The sequence below is a fragment of the Anaerophilus nitritigenes genome (assembly GCF_004138215.1).
In the GTDB taxonomy this organism is placed as follows: Bacteria; Bacillota; Clostridia; order Peptostreptococcales; family Thermotaleaceae; genus Anaerophilus; species Anaerophilus nitritogenes.
Genome location: NZ_RYYS01000005.1, coordinates 1 through 15,894, shown reverse-complemented (window position 1 = coordinate 15,894; position 15,894 = coordinate 1). Strand labels below are relative to the sequence as shown.

At 28.5% G+C, this 15,894-nt stretch carries 13 protein-coding genes; all 13 read right to left on the bottom strand.

All coding sequences use genetic code 11. The features are described 5' to 3' along the window. Positions 1-185: 185 nt before the first annotated feature. Positions 186-1,514: a sigma-54-dependent transcriptional regulator gene (locus EK368_RS00230; RefSeq protein WP_129595717.1), complete on the bottom strand. Its 1,329-nt coding sequence runs from the start codon at positions 1,512-1,514 to the stop codon at positions 186-188. After that, complete coding sequence (locus EK368_RS00225) at positions 1,495-3,669, bottom strand: PAS domain-containing sensor histidine kinase (RefSeq protein WP_129595716.1); 2,175 nt, start codon at positions 3,667-3,669, stop codon at positions 1,495-1,497. Before EK368_RS00225 ends, EK368_RS00230 begins: the two co-directional genes overlap by 20 nt. Before the next feature lie 147 nt (positions 3,670-3,816). Then, the gene (locus EK368_RS00220) at positions 3,817-4,992 is read right to left on the bottom strand and encodes an NAD(P)-dependent malic enzyme (RefSeq protein ID WP_129595715.1); all 1,176 of its coding nucleotides are present in this window, start codon (positions 4,990-4,992) and stop codon (positions 3,817-3,819) included. A 166-nt stretch (positions 4,993-5,158) separates the two neighbouring features. Then, a complete protein-coding gene (gene ftsH, locus EK368_RS00215; protein WP_202976397.1) occupies positions 5,159-7,027 on the bottom strand; it encodes an ATP-dependent zinc metalloprotease FtsH in 1,869 nt (622 codons plus the stop codon). 121 nt (positions 7,028-7,148) lie between these two features. Next, the gene (gene tilS / locus EK368_RS00210; RefSeq protein WP_129595714.1) at positions 7,149-8,540 is read right to left on the bottom strand and encodes a tRNA lysidine(34) synthetase TilS; all 1,392 of its coding nucleotides are present in this window, start codon (positions 8,538-8,540) and stop codon (positions 7,149-7,151) included. Positions 8,541-8,672: 132 nt separating this feature from the next. After that, the gene (locus tag EK368_RS00205; protein WP_129595713.1) at positions 8,673-9,569 is read right to left on the bottom strand and encodes a protein kinase domain-containing protein; all 897 of its coding nucleotides are present in this window, start codon (positions 9,567-9,569) and stop codon (positions 8,673-8,675) included. A gap of 44 nt (positions 9,570-9,613) precedes the next feature. Next, complete coding sequence (locus tag EK368_RS00200) at positions 9,614-10,312, bottom strand: vWA domain-containing protein (protein ID WP_243109323.1); 699 nt, start codon at positions 10,310-10,312, stop codon at positions 9,614-9,616. Between the two features lie 86 nt (positions 10,313-10,398). Continuing rightward, the gene (gene spoIIE, locus EK368_RS00195; protein ID WP_129595711.1) at positions 10,399-12,792 is read right to left on the bottom strand and encodes a stage II sporulation protein E; all 2,394 of its coding nucleotides are present in this window, start codon (positions 12,790-12,792) and stop codon (positions 10,399-10,401) included. A gap of 241 nt (positions 12,793-13,033) precedes the next feature. Next, the gene (locus EK368_RS00190) at positions 13,034-13,945 is read right to left on the bottom strand and encodes a Ppx/GppA phosphatase family protein (RefSeq protein WP_129595710.1); all 912 of its coding nucleotides are present in this window, start codon (positions 13,943-13,945) and stop codon (positions 13,034-13,036) included. Positions 13,946-13,997: 52 nt separating this feature from the next. Continuing rightward, a complete protein-coding gene (locus EK368_RS00185) occupies positions 13,998-14,423 on the bottom strand; it encodes a S1 domain-containing RNA-binding protein (RefSeq protein ID WP_129595709.1) in 426 nt (141 codons plus the stop codon). A 110-nt stretch (positions 14,424-14,533) separates the two neighbouring features. Then, on the bottom strand, positions 14,534-14,836 hold the full coding sequence (locus EK368_RS00180) for an FtsB family cell division protein (RefSeq protein WP_165000259.1): 303 nt from the start codon (positions 14,834-14,836) through the stop codon (positions 14,534-14,536). Between the two features lie 60 nt (positions 14,837-14,896). Continuing rightward, the gene (gene yabQ / locus EK368_RS00175; RefSeq protein WP_129595707.1) at positions 14,897-15,406 is read right to left on the bottom strand and encodes a spore cortex biosynthesis protein YabQ; all 510 of its coding nucleotides are present in this window, start codon (positions 15,404-15,406) and stop codon (positions 14,897-14,899) included. A 58-nt stretch (positions 15,407-15,464) separates the two neighbouring features. Next, positions 15,465-15,755 carry a sporulation protein YabP gene (gene yabP / locus EK368_RS00170; protein ID WP_129595706.1) on the bottom strand — a complete coding sequence of 97 codons (291 nt, stop codon included), beginning with the start codon at positions 15,753-15,755 and terminating at the stop codon, positions 15,465-15,467. Positions 15,756-15,894: the final 139 nt, after the last annotated feature.

The window sequence follows — 15,894 nt, the reverse complement described above, 5'->3', positions numbered from 1 at the left end:
ATTAGCAATTTTCATGCCATTTTAAAAATATTCTAAATAAATAAAATATTTTTTATTATCTTGCAGTATATTTCTTTTACTTAATTATTTAATATTTTTTTACTTTAAATAATTTATATATTTTTTTCTACATAATAAAACAAAGGTGATAAATAATTTATCACCTTTGTTTCAAAATTTACCACCTATTTATTAATACTATATTTTTCAATTTTTCTTCTTAACGTCACACGAGATATCCCTAAAATTTCTGCTGTTTTAGTAATATTCCATTCATTTTTTCTTAATACAGCATGAATTGCTTCCATTTCAACATTTTCAAGATTCATATTTAAAGAATCATTAGGGTTTTCGACTTCATAACTAATAATATTTTGTGGCAAATCCTCTACATCAACCCATTCATCTTCTTTAAAAATCATTACTCTTTCTACAAGATTTTTTAACTCTCTTACATTTCCTCTCCAATCATAGTTTTTTGCAATTTCCAAAGCTTCTTTTGTCATTCCTTTTATGTTTTTATTTAATTCTTTATTATATTGTCTTATAAAAAATTCTAATAAAACTGGAATATCTTTTTTCCTTTCTCTTAAAGGTTTTGTATGAATAGGAATTACATTTAACCGATAATACAAATCTTCTCTAAAATTATTGTTTTTTATCTCTTTTATGATTTCTTTATTCGTTGCCGAAATCACATTTGCACGAAATCCAATTTCTTTTACTCCTCCTATTCTTCTAAATTTTTTTTCTTGTAAAACTCTTAAGAGTTTTGCCTGAAGTAAAATATCCATATCTCCTATTTCATCTAGAAATAAAGTACCCTCATTGGCTTCTTCTATAAGTCCTTTTTTTTGAGTTATTGCACCTGAAAAAGCTCCTTTTTCATATCCAAACAATTCACTTTCCTGCAAATTTTTAGGAATAGCAGCACAGTTTAATGCTACATAAGGCTTATTTTTACGTATTCCATTGAAATGAATAGCCTTTGCAATAACATCTTTTCCTGTACCACTTTCTCCCTGAATAAAAATAAAAGTATCATAATGTATATTTCCAACTTTATAAGTAATTTGTTTAATATATTCAATCCATTCACTCTCACCTATAATTTGCATTTCATTTTTTTCTTTATTAGGTATTCTTCTTATTTTTTCTATGTATTTTATATTTTTCTCTATAGTTTCTTTTAATTCTTTAATATGAAAAGGTTTTGTAAAATAATCATTTGCTCCTAATTTCATAGCCTCCACTGCAAGTTTTACTTCACTAATATATGTAATCATAATAATTATACATTCTTTATCTTTTTTTCGAATTTTTCTTAATACTTCTATTCCACTGACTCCAGGTAAATTAATATCTATAATGCATAGACGAGGTCTTTCCTTATTAAAAATTTCTATTCCCTCTTCCCCTGAAGCAGCAGTAAAAATTGTTATTCCTGTTGTTTCAATTCCCACTTTTAAAGACAATCTTATACTTTTTTCATCATCAATAATAAGTACCTTCATCTGGATCTCCTCCTTCAAAGGTCAATATAAATTCTGTTCCTTTATTTTTTTTACTCTTTACAGAAATATGTCCTTGATTATCTTTAATAATTTTATGAACAATAGAAAGACCTAACCCTGTTCCATCTTCTTTTGTGGTGAAAAATGGATTAAATATTTTATCTAATATATTTTCATCTATTCCTATTCCATTATCTATAATTAAAATCATAACCTTATTAATGTCTATCTTTTGTACTTCAATCTGAATAATGCCATAATTATCAACAGCTTGTATCCCATTTTTAATTATATTTACTATAGCTTGTCTCATAGTAGATGGAGATACTTTAATCAGAGGAACCTGAGATGGAAATTTTTTCATTATTCGAATATGTTTATATCTAATTTCTGTTTTTAATATATTTAAAGCACTTTGTATAATATGTAATATGTTTATATATACTTTCTTATCACTATACATTCTTGTAAAATCCAAATAATTAATTACAATATTGTTAAGCATACCTACTTCCTCTATTAAAGTATATATGATTTCTTCTCTTATGTCTTTATGATCCATATTATCTTTTAATACTTCTAAAAGATTTGTCATTCCTGCTAAAGGATTTCCTATTTCATGAATAATAGAAGCTGATAGTTCTCCTATAGTTTTTAATTTGTCTTCTCTTCTTAATTGATCTTCTAACCTTTTTATATGAGTTAAATCTTTCATCAAGCATACTATACCTATGCTCTGTCCATCATCATTATATACAGATGAAACGATCATACTTATAAATATCTCTTCTTTCTTACTGTTTTTGATTTTATATTCTTTTTCTATAATTTTATTTTGCTCTTTTTCATAAATACTCCATAATTCTTCAGGAAATTCTAAAACTGAAACTAATTTTTCTATTTTTTGGCCGATTATATTTATATCATCTACTCCTGTAATTTCTTCAGCAGTTTTATTAAAAATTACAATTTGTTTTTCCTCATTAATAACAATAACACCAGTTCCTGCACTTTTTAAGATATTATTCAAATATTTTTTGGTGTCTTCTTCTTTTTTATGAAGTCTCTTTAAGTCCTCTATCTTTTTATTCAATTCCTTGCTCATTTTATAAAATGAAATCTCTAATTCTCCTATCTCATTCTTTTTTGTAACTTGAAATCCTTTGATCCCTTGTTTGATGTCTTTACTTATTTTTCTTGTATATACAACTAATTTTTCAATAGGTTTTGTAATAGTATATGCAATGAATAAACTAAGTATTAAAGCTATAACCATAATCATAGTAATCCAGATAATTAATTCTTTTTGAATACGCTGTATTTCCTTTCCAATATAAGCTTCATCTCTTTCTACTACTACTACCCCTTCGTAATTTTCAATATGATGAAAAGATATATGGACTATATGAGATTCTTTTTGATATTTTCCTATTCCTTTTATATTATTTTTTATAATTTCATCTACAGTGTATTCTTTGTTATTCATTTGAATCTTTTTATCCAAAAATATTTTTTGTCCTATATCTTTGGGTTCTGAACTTACTAATATTTTTATATCTTTGTCAATTACATAAATTCTTCCTTCATAAGATTTTTGCGTTTTATATATAATTCTTTGAATAGATTCTAAAGGAACTCCTCCCCCTACAATTCCTTTAATAGTTGTACTATAATCTCTAAATACAGGTGATACAATTATAATATGGGGTTTATTCAAAATACTGCTTGTAAACACTTTACTAATATATGTTTTTTTATATTTTTTAATATATGTATAATATTCTCTATCTAAATAATCTCTATGATAAATAATATCGTTATGAGGAATACTATATATAATTTTTCCATCAGAATTCATAAAAAACATAACATCCATCCATCTGTAACTACTATAAACTTTTTTAATATCTTTTTTAATATTTTCAATACTCTCTGTCGAAGCATTCTTAGCTACATATTCTATTGTGTTTTGTGCATCTAATAAATATTGATTCACTTGATCTGAAATCATATTTCCAATTCTTTCATTTTCATTTATAATGTTTGTTCTTATTTGATTTGAGAATATTTCATAGGATGCATAACTGCTTGCTAAAATAGTAAATATAACTAGTAAAATAATCAGTATCGGTATCTTTACTTTTAAACTTTTCACTAAATTCACTCCTATACAAATACTATTTATTCAATTCTATAGATTGGTAAAAATTCCTTTTACTATTTTAGAACAAAATATATTTAAAATCCCTTATATTCTCCTGAAAATTGCTCAACAGTAAATAAAAAAGCCCTTAGGGCTTTTTTATTTACTTGTCATTCCTTCTTCTTTAGCAGCTTTCATTACTGCATCTGATACAGCTTGCGCTACCTTTTCATCAAAAGGGTTTGGAATAATTTGATCTACTCTTAATTCCTCATCTCCTAAAACATTAGCAATTGCATAAGCTGCTTGTAACTTCATATAATCTGTAATTTTTTTTGCTCTAATAGCCAATGCTCCTTTAAATATACCAGGAAAAGCAAGTACATTATTAATTTGATTTGGAAAGTCAGATCTTCCTGTCCCTACAATAAAAGCTCCAGCTTCTTTAGCCTCATCAGGCATAATTTCAGGAGTAGGATTTGCCATCGCAAATATAATAGCTTTTTTATTCATAGAAGATACCATCTCTTTTGTTAATACATTTGGAGCAGATACTCCTATAAATACATCTTTATCCTTTATTATATCTTTTAAAGTTCCTTTTTGTTTTTTCTTATTGGTTACTTTTGAGATTTCTTCTTGTGCCCAATTCAGTCCTTGTATTCCTTCATAAATAGCACCTTCTCTATTACAAAATATAATATCCTTCACTCCTGCTTGCAAAAGAATCTTTCCGATTGCAATACCTGCTGATCCTGGTCCATTGATAACTACTTCTGTATCTTCTATTTTTTTATCTGCAAGTTTTAAAGCATTAATTAAAGCTGCTAAACATACAATAGCAGTTCCATGTTGATCATCATGAAATACAGGAATATCTAATTCTTCTTGAAGTCGTCTTTCTATTTCAAAACATCTAGGTGCTGCAATATCTTCTAAATTAATTCCTCCAAACATAGGCTCCATAAACTTTATGGTCTTTATAATTTCTTCTTCATCTTTAGTATTTAAGCAAATAGGAAAAGCATCCACTCCAGCAAATTCTTTGAAAAGCACTGCTTTTCCTTCCATAACAGGAATTGCTGCATAAGGTCCTATATCTCCCAGTCCCAATACAGCAGTTCCATCACTTACAACAGCTACCATATTTCCTTTTGCTGTATATGTATACACATCTTCTTTATTCTTATAAATTTTTTTACAAGGCTCTGCCACTCCAGGAGTATAGGCAGTAGAAAGATCATCTTTATTTTTTACAGGAATTTTACTTTCAATTGTAATTTTACCCTTGTTTTCTTTATGGAGTTTTAGTGCCATTTCATTATAATCTGCCATAGATTATACCCTCCTTATTCTTTTCTACTTTCATTATACAACAATTTTAAAAATTCTTTGCTAATATATAAGTATTTCCTAGGAAATTTTCATATATTCTTCATTATTTTTTATCTTATTCTATTTCTAAAAAACCCCCTTTTCATGTACAAAAGGGGGTTTTTTACTATTCCTTATCTAAGTCTATTGAATCATTTTGATCTTGTATTTTTTCTAAATCTACTTCTCCTGTAAATAATTTTTCAAATTCCTCTGCATTTAATGTTTCTACTTCTAAAAGTCTATTTGCTACAAGATGAAGTTTATCCATATTTTCATTTAATATCGTTTCTGCTCTTTCATAAGCATGATCAATGATCTTTCTCACTTCTTTATCGATCTTAGACGCAATTTCTTCAGAGTAATTTCTCTTGGTAGAAAAATCTCTTCCTAAGAACACTTCATCTTCAGAGCTATAATTTACAGAACCTAAAGTATCACTCATTCCGTACTTAGTAACCATAGCCATAGAAATGTTTGTAGCTCTCTCTAGATCATTGCTTGCTCCTGTACTAATATCATCTAATACTAGTTTTTCTGCTACCCTACCACCTAATAATTGTACAATTCTATCTTCCATTTCTCTTTTAGTAGTATAAGATTTTTCCTCTTTAGGCAAATACATAGTAAATCCACCTGCTCGCCCTCTAGGAATAATCGTTACTTGATGGACCGGATCAGAATGTGGAATCATTCTGGCTACAACTGCATGACCTGCTTCATGAAAAGCTGTAAGCTTTCGATCTTCATCACTTACTACCCTACTTCTTTTCTCTGGACCTGCAATCACTTTAGTAATAGCTTCTTCTATAGTATCCATATTGATTTTCTTTCTATCTTTTCTTGCTGATAAAAGGGCAGCTTCATTCATAAGATTTTCAATATCAGCAGGTGTAAATCCTGGTGTTCTTTTCGCTAATACTTTCAAATCTACATCATCTTCTAATGGCTTATTTCTTGAATGAACTTTTAGTATTTCTTCTCTTCCCTTAATATCTGGTACTCCTACCATTACTTGTCTGTCAAATCTTCCTGGTCTAAGTAATGCTGGATCTAATATATCTGGTCTATTGGTAGCTGCAATGATAATAATTCCTTCATTGATTCCAAACCCATCCATTTCAACTAATAATTGATTTAGAGTTTGTTCTCTTTCATCATGCCCTCCACCAAGACCTGCTCCTCTTTTTCTTCCTACTGCATCAATTTCATCAATAAATACAATACATGGAGAATTTTTCTTTGCTTGTTCAAAAAGGTCTCTTACACGAGATGCTCCTACCCCTACAAACATTTCAACAAAATCAGAACCACTAATACTAAAAAATGGTACTCCTGCTTCTCCTGCAGTAGCTCTAGACAAGTAGGTTTTTCCAGTTCCTGGAGGTCCTACCATTAAGATTCCTTTTGGAATCCTTGCTCCTAACTCCATATATTTTTTAGGATTTTTTAAAAAGTCAACTACTTCTTGAAGTTCTTCTTTTTCTTCATCTAAGCCTGCCACATCATTAAAAGTAACTTTTTTTCTTTCATCTTCTTTATGGAGCTTTGCTTTGCTCTTTCCAAAAGACATAACTCTGCTCCCACCACCTTGGGACTGTTGCATAAATACAAACCAAAACACAACAAATATTAATACCATAAATATAGATGGTAATATTTCAAAAAACCAAGGTGTCTTTGCTGGTGGTTCTCCTGAAACTTTTAAAACTCCACTTTCCATTTGGGGAAGTAAATACTTTTCTGTTAAAATTTCTGAACGGACCACTGGAGGTATATATGTTTCAAAGGACTGACCATTACTCTTCAGTTCACCCTTTACTAAATTCTCAACAATATAAATTTCTTTAACATTTTGTTTTTGTAGCTCCATTACCAAATCAGACATACCTAAAGGTACTCTCTCTTGTGTCGGCTGACCATAAAAATGCACAATAGAGATAATAATGATGAATAATAGTATGTAGAAGCTAGCTCCCCTAAAAAACTTCTTCAACAAAAGCCCTCCCTTCAATGCGATTATTTCCTTTCATGTAACATCTTTTTATTCTACCATATTTTTTTTGGTAAAACAACAAAGACTATCTTTCTCTTATGATTAAAAATTTAAAAAATTTTCATTTTTTCTTTTTATAGCTTATTACTAAAATTTTTTTAGTATTTTTATCGATTTTATATTTTTCACTGACTCTATATCCAATAATCCATATAATTTCATTTTGATCACATATAAGAGGAATATCCTCTCTTTTTTGTTTTGGTATTTTCTCATCAATAAAAAAATTCTTTAACTTTTTACTTCCTTTCATTCCTAAAGGAGAGAATCTATCTCCATTCTTTCGATTTCTAACGACTAAATTTCCACAGATTTTATCATAATCAAAAAATTTCATATGGTCTTTCGTTGAAATATGTTTTAAATCTTTTATATCCATTACACAAGAAAAAATTTCACACCTTGTTTCTTGAAGATATAGTATTTCACCAATATTTATATTGTATTCAAAATAATACTTTTCTATTTCTTTTTTTTCCATAGAAAAAATTAAACATTCTTTTTCTACTCTAGCCCATAAACCTCTTGGAAGATCTATTTTTATTCCTAAAGAATCACTTTCTATAATGTTTATAATGCTTTGTATGTGTTTCATCTGTATATCTTTTAAATTTCCTGTCATTTGCCATATAGCTCGTCTTAATATCCTCTTTTGAATAGCTATATGTTGTTTTTTAAATACAATTTTGTCAATATAAATCTCTTGCTCTTTTCTTGTTACTATCTCATGATATAATTTTTTTTGATAATCCTCTATAAAATCTTTATCTTCCCTTAAAATATTAGCTGTTCTTGAAAGAGTCTCTTTAATATTTGGGTTAAAATATTTTTTTATATAAGGAATTAACTCTAATCTTATTCTATTTCTTGTATAGATCGCTTCTAAGTTTGTATGGTCTATTCTAGGATGAAGATTATTTTTGTTACAATAATCTTCTATTTCATATCTACTACAATCTAATATAGGTCTTATAATTTTTTGATCTCTTACATACGAAATAGCACACAATCCTTCAAGTCCAGACCCTCTCATAATTCTCATAAGAACAGTCTCTGCTTGATCATCCATATTTTGTGCAATTGCTATCTTTTTAGATTTTGTTTTTTGTAAGACTTCTTCAAATAGGTCATATCTTATTTCTCGTCCTCCCTCTTCAAAAGTAATTCCTTTTCTCTTACTATATTCTTCTACATTTCTTTTATAGATAAAAACAGGTATATTCAACTTCTTACAAAATTTTTCTACATATATAGCATCTTCATCTGCCGCACTTCCTCTAAATTGGTGATTCAAATGTACCACATAAAGCTTTAAATCATAATCTTTTTGAATACTCCACAAAAGATGTAGAAGACAAATAGAATCAGGTCCACCCGAAACCCCTACAACAATGCTCTCTCCTCTTTGAAACATTTTATGTTTGTGTATGGTTTTTAAAAACTTTTTTAACATTTCCTTACTCCTGTTCTTAGCTTTTATATCCTAATACTTCTATATATTACCCTTAAAACCCTGCTAAAACCAAATACTTTTTATATTTTTAATCATTTTTCTACTTTAAATTCATTTGTCATAAGAATTGGTTCACTTTATACAACACTTATACAAAACCAATATAAAAAAAATAAAACTTCCTATAAATACTATATCAATACTTTTATATATATCAAAAATAAATATATTTTTTTTATATTTTTCTTCTTTATAGTATTTTTCTATCTCCATCAAAAATATTTTGAAGGTAATATTTTGATTTAAACATCTTTGAATTAGAAGTATAAGTTTAGGAGAAAATTTAAGTTCTTTTAATTTTTGAATCATTTGCTTTATATTCGTTTCTTGAGGATAAAAAATAGTACCACTCAAAAGGTTGATCATTAAAATAGTAATAGAAAACAAGTCATACTTTTCATCAGCTCGTCTAAGTCCCATATTAAAGCTTGCTCGATCATAATTAGGTGTAAATTCCTTTATGGAATCACCTACATATACTACTCCTCCCAAATCAATAATTTTCATTTCATTATTTTTTTGATCTATCATTATATTTTCAAGCTTTAAGTCGCCAAATATAAAATTTTGATCATGTAGTATTTTAAATACATTCCCAATAAATAAAATAATCCCAAAAGCATTTTTTATACTTATTTTTTTTGTTTTGATATATTCTTTTAAATTTTGACCTTCTATATACTCCATAACAATATAATACAATGTGTCATTTTCAAATATAAAGTCATCTATTTCTTTTACACAAGGAATAGCATCAATATAATAAAATTTTTTTAACATATCATATTCTTTTGTAATGCTACTTAAATCATCACTAACTTTTAGCGCCCATATCTTATTTGTACTTTGATTTTTTACTTTATAAACCTTTCCAACTCCCCCCTCCCCTAATACACTTAGTATTTTATATTTATTTTTATTCCATTTTCCGATCACATAATCTCCTAGAGAAAGTCTTATTTTTTTCATATACCTCTTCCTTTCTCACAAAAAAACGACTATAATTAGTCGCTTTAAACCATACTTTCTTCTAAAAATACTTCTTCTTTTATAGATACATCCATCTTAAACAAAGAAATAGCATGATTAATTGCTGCAGCAGTAGGTGTAGTTCCTCCTGCTTTGAGTAAAAAAACTTTTTCTTTGATTTTTTGAATATCTTGTGTAAAATCACTAATCATATCTGTACACTCTCCATTTTTCCCTGGATATGCAATAATTGCTATTTCATTTTTCCCTTTTCTACCCTTTAATGAATTCATAAGTTCTATAATGCTCTGCCTTGCTACTGCCATCTTATTCTTCATACTTCCACTACAATCCATTACAATGCAACATTTAATCCCTATCTCTTCGCTGACTTTGTCCATATAATCTACAATTTTACTTCTTTCTTTAGGTGGAATATTTTCAAGGTCTGTTCCTATTATTTCCTTTAATTGTTTTCCTACAATTGTTTCAATTGTTTTATGAACAGTTTTTTGAGTTACTCCGTGCATAGTTTGTCCTAATTCTTGTATCATTGTATTTTCCCATATACCTCCTCCTCCTTGTGCAATTTTTTCTACCTCCCAAAGAGCCTCATCTGCTTGTCCATCTATAATTCCAATAGCATTTACAATCACACCTTCTTCTTTAGCTTCTTTTGCTGCTGATACAGGATTTCCACCTATATTAGATTGTCCATCTGTCACCACTATAATTTGTTTCATTTCCAATTGAATCTCTCCTTTCTTTTTATTCATTATTGTCTTTTCCATATTTTTCTATACAACAAAAAAGAGCCTTACAGCTCTTTTTATATTTTCCAAATTTTTGATACCATGACAGTCATATCATCCTCTATTTTATTTCCATACTTTTGAATAGCTATATCTAAAAGCTTATCCGCTATTTTCTCAGGATTTTTACTATTGATTCCTTTAATAGCCTCAACTATCCATCCATCTTCCATATTTTTATCTGCATCAGCTACTCCATCAGACATCATAATCATAAAATCTCCATCTTTTAATTCTTGTCCAAAGCTTTCTACATCTATATTATTGAAAATTCCTATAGGTAAAGAGGTAGAACGAATCACTTCTACTTTCCCACTAGCCCTCTTAATAAAGCTAGATGCAGCACCTATTTTTACAAACTCTATTTTTCCTGTATATAGATCTAATATAGATAAATCCATTGTAGAAAAAATCTCATCAGAGGATTTGAGTACCAATATTGAATTAATGGTTTTAATGGCTATATCCTTTTCAAAACCTGATTCCATCAAATGCTCTAGCACAGAAATAGTTGCTTGACTTTCCTTTGCTGCTTTTTCTCCAGATCCCATTCCATCACTTAAAGCCATCATATATTTTCCATCCTCTAAATCAATAAAAGAATAATTATCTCCACAAATCCCTCTATCATCTTTTGATACTCTAGCTACTCCTGTAAGTACTTTATATTTTTTTGCTTCTACCAATGTAAATCTACATTTTCCTGTATCTTCATCATATTTACAATGATTACTTTTCTTTACTACCTCTCTTCCAATTACCTTCGATACAATAGGAATAATTTCTTCTTCACATTTATTTCTATCAAAGCATGCCCTTTTTTGAATTTCTATTTCAAATTTACCATCTTCTCTTTCCATAATGGTAATTTTATCAACCAAAATTTCTTCTTTATCAAATACTGCATATAAAGCATCTTCTATATCTATTTTAAATTCTATCTTTGTATCTATTTCTTTAGAAAGATTATGAATAATATTAGAAACTCCCTTAAATTGTTCTGCCACCAATTGTCTTCCTTCAAATAACTTTCTTTGCCATTCATAATGAACTTTACATACTTCAAATCTTCCATGAATAACTTCCATTAAAGTATCTAATTTAATACATCTTTTTCTTAAAGTGTTAGGAATTTGGCTCTCTTTAATACCTCCATAGGTTTCTAAGTATGTAACCACATCTAATACATCATTATACGTACCATAAAAATTATTTTGCCAACAGCTTCTACACATGCCACAATTTTTACAAAGTTTCTCTACAATTTCATCTACCATATTAGCCATATCCCCTTGGTCAAGAACTTGTTTTGTTTCTGCAATATTGCCATAAGTTAGCGCTAACTCAGAAAAAGCATTAGAATAAGCTTGCAATTTTTCATATACTATTCTTTGTATTCTATCACTATAGGTTTGATCTCCTTGTATGGCATTAGTATTTACAAACTTGTCCATATACTGCAATACAGAGTTTGGTGCAATCAGAAACATTCCTAATGCTAGAAAAACCTCTTGGATCTGTATTAATACCTCTGTAGAACCATTTGTATAAAAGGTTAAAATAGCATTTCCCAATATTATCCCTATTCCTGATCCAATTCGTCCTAAATCTTTAAATACACCTGCTAATAATCCACAAAATCCATATATCCCTATCATAAAAGGAGTTCCTATAGTAGACATACTTGTAATAATCCCAATGGTAATTCCTACACTTGAACCTACACCTGCACCTCCTTTATATGCAAACACAAGAGTAAGCAATATGCCAAATATATTCTTAATACTACAGCCTCCTAATGAAATATTAGAAAGACCTGAAACCACAATAGCTGTAAGGATTGCTATACAAATCAATTCTTCATTAGATAAGATTTTTCTATTATTTTTTTGAATAATAACGGGTATTGCATAAGAAAGAATATATACAAATACAAACACAACTACGGATTCAAAACCTGCCATAAATAAGTCATACATATAAAATTCTGTTGCCATTATAAAAATAAGTCCCGAAATAAACATTGTTCCTGCTGCACAAAGAGCTAATACGAAAATTTTAAATTTCTTTTTTTCTCTTACATAACCAAAAATCATAAATGAAAGAGCAAGGGCTATAAAATATTTAGCAACACTAATTCCTTCTCCTGCTGTAAATATTCCAAATAAAATAAATAATCCTAAATAAGTGTATCTTTTTTCTTTGACAACAAGGGTAATATACAGAGCTATACCAAAAGGAGCAAGACTTTCTAAAATAGTTGTCCTTCCTAATAGAAAAGAAATTAGCACCAGTACAGTCATATTTTTTGATAAATGAAAACTTTCTTGTTTTTTCCTATCTTTAAAAATCCCTCTAGCTTGTCCACTATATTCCCTTTTATAAGGAATTACATTTGTTCTTTCTGCCATTTTTACACCACCTATTGATTATTCTTAAAAAAATTATATCAATAAGGGTTTGAAACATTTGTCAAGTTGTGTGTACTTATTTTTAGAAATTTCAGACAGTTAATGTTGCCTTTTTACATTTTATTTTGTATATTGTGTTGACTCCTTTCCTATTTTGAAATACAAACCAAAACATAAATTTTTTTGCTGTTAAACTTTGTAGGTCTTGCTAAAAGTTTATCGATAAAAAAATGAAGAGTTGCTAATGCAACTCCTCAAATATTAGTCCTTCCAAATTATCATACTCACTTACTATGACATCTTTATGAATCTTAGAAAGAATCCTCTCTAAAATCAATGTACCTGCTGTAATAATATCTGCTCTCTTAGGATGAACACCTTCCATTTTTATTCTTTCTTCAATATTTTTAGATAAAAATATATCTATCATTTCTTTAATCTGATTATGTTGTAACTTTGTATTGTGAACTTGATTTCTATCATATATTTTTAATTTCTTCCATACTGCTGCTAAAGTAGTGATCGTTCCTCCAATTCCTACAATACAATCAATAGAAAAATCTTTCATATCATCCATAGCTATTTTAATTTTGTGATCTATTTCTTCAGACATTCGATCCATTTCTGCTTTGGATACTGGATCTGTTGTTACAAACTTTTCTGTCATCCTAACTGCTCCTATATTTATACTTATAACATGATGTATTCCTTTTTCATTTCCTAAGATAAATTCTGTACTTCCTCCCCCAATATCTAACACTAATATGTTTTTGATTTGTCCTATTCCCTTTAAAACCCCTAAAAATCCAAGTTTAGCTTCTCTTTCTCCACTAATCACTTCTATATGTACTCCCACTTCTTCGTAAGCTCTTATTAGAAAGTCTTCTTTATTCTTTGCATCTCTTACTGCACTCGTTGCAATAATAGATAATTTTTCAACTTTCTCTCTCTGTGCAATTTCAACAAATTCTTTTAATGCATCTATATTTCTTTGTATAGAATTTTGAGACAAAACTCCTGTTTTGTCTACCCCTTCTCCAATCCTAGTACTCCTTAAATCTTTAAAACTTTCGATCATTTTATTCTCTTTTACTTTTGCAATCAATATCCTCATAGAGTTTGTTCCGATATCAATAGCCCCAAGTTTTTTCATAAAATCTCCTCCTAGGGTGCAAATATATAAAACCGAGACATTGTCTCGGTTATTATCTAACTAATTCTTTTCTATTGAATCCATTTCCTCTTCTTGTATTCATATTCTTTTTCACTTGTTGTTGTTTTTCTTCACTATCTTTTAAGAATTGGCTAAGTTTATCTTCAAAAGATAAATGCTTTTCTTTCTCTTTTTTTTGCCAATCTACCTCTATAGGTTTAGAAGCTGGTCTTTGAGGAAGTTTAGATATGGCTTTCCTAATAGAAAGACTTATTTTTCCTTTTTCATCAATAGAAACAATCTTCACCTTTACCTTTTGCTGTTCTTTCAGATAACTGCGAATATCCTTTACATAATCATCTGCTACCTCTGAAATGTGGCACAACCCTGTTTTCCCTTCTGGCAGTTCAACAAAAGCACCAAAGTTTGTAATGCCAGTTACAGTGCCCTCTACAACTTTTCCTATTTCAACGGGCATAACTTAAATCTTCCTCCTTTTAAATAATTACAAATCTATTTGCACTCATTATAAATTATATTTATGAGCCTGTCAATATACTCCTATTATCTTTAAATTTTTTCCTAATTTTATTTAGTTTTATGAGTATCTATATAAATAATTTCATTCATTTTTACCATCTTCAATCTTTCTCTAGCTATTTTTTCAATATATTTAGGATCATTCCCCATATTTTTTTCTTCTTGTAATTGAGCCTTTTCTTTTTTTAGTTCTGCCATTTGCTTATATAAAACTTCTTCTTGAGTTTTTAATTCTTTTAATTCTATTTGTTGTCTAACAAAAATCCAAGATATATAAATTCCTATGACTAAAAAAAATATAGGAATCCTATTTATTTTCTTTTTCTTCTGTTTTTTTTTATATTCATCCATTATTACATCCCTCATTATATTATTTCTTTAAATAATTCTATAAAAAAAACTCTTTTCCTCCTATTTTTTTCGTCTCATCCATTTTATATATTTTTTACATTCTTTATATACCCTTTTAGGCAAGGATGCCACTCTTTTTATCTTATACCCAACAAAAGAAACTCGCTTTTTTATCACTCTACAAGGTCTTTTTATCCATTTTATCAATTTATTTATAGGATACAAAATAATTTTTAATATTTTTACAAATATTTTTTGAATGATCTTAATTATTTTTACTAATAAGTAAATCACAAAACCACTTAAAATTTTGTAATACAAAGTAGCTCCTAAAACAAATCCTAAAAATGTGTATAATCTAATTTGACCATCATTAGAGAAAAGAAGCACAAACACTGCTGCCATTCCAATAAGCATCCAAAAAATAAAATCTTCGATCATTGTAGCAATTTTCTTGGGTTTAAAAACACCTCTAAATATTCTATACAAATCATATATAAATCCTATAATTATTCCCCCATATAAAGTAGCTAAGAATACATAGATTTGTTCAGATACATAAGTAATCATATAACCCCCCTGCTTTCACCAAAGATTTAAAACAGCTAAAAAAATAACCGCTTTGCGGTTATTTGAACATTTTTCCTAAAAATCCTATTCCTTTGTTTCCAAAACTTTCTTTTTCGCTATAGATCATAGTCCCGACTTCTCCCTCTACAATCACATTGCCATCATCTAAATTTAATTTATTAATATCTAAGTTACTTCCCTTTATGGTAAGGACTCCTTTTATTGTATCTAAGATCACAGTATTTTCATCAAAGCTTGTTACATGTTCTACTCCAGATATACTTAATTTCTCTCTATTTTCCAAAATAATGTTTTGATTTTTGCTTTTTATGCTTCTTCTTTCCTCCATAGTTTCTCCCTTCTTTTCTTTCCTATTATTCTTATTCAAAGATATGCTTCTATGGAAGAGTTTATGACCAAAAAACTGGTTCTATAATAAATGTTGGGGTGAATAACTCCAACATTTAATTTTTTGCAAAAAAATAAAG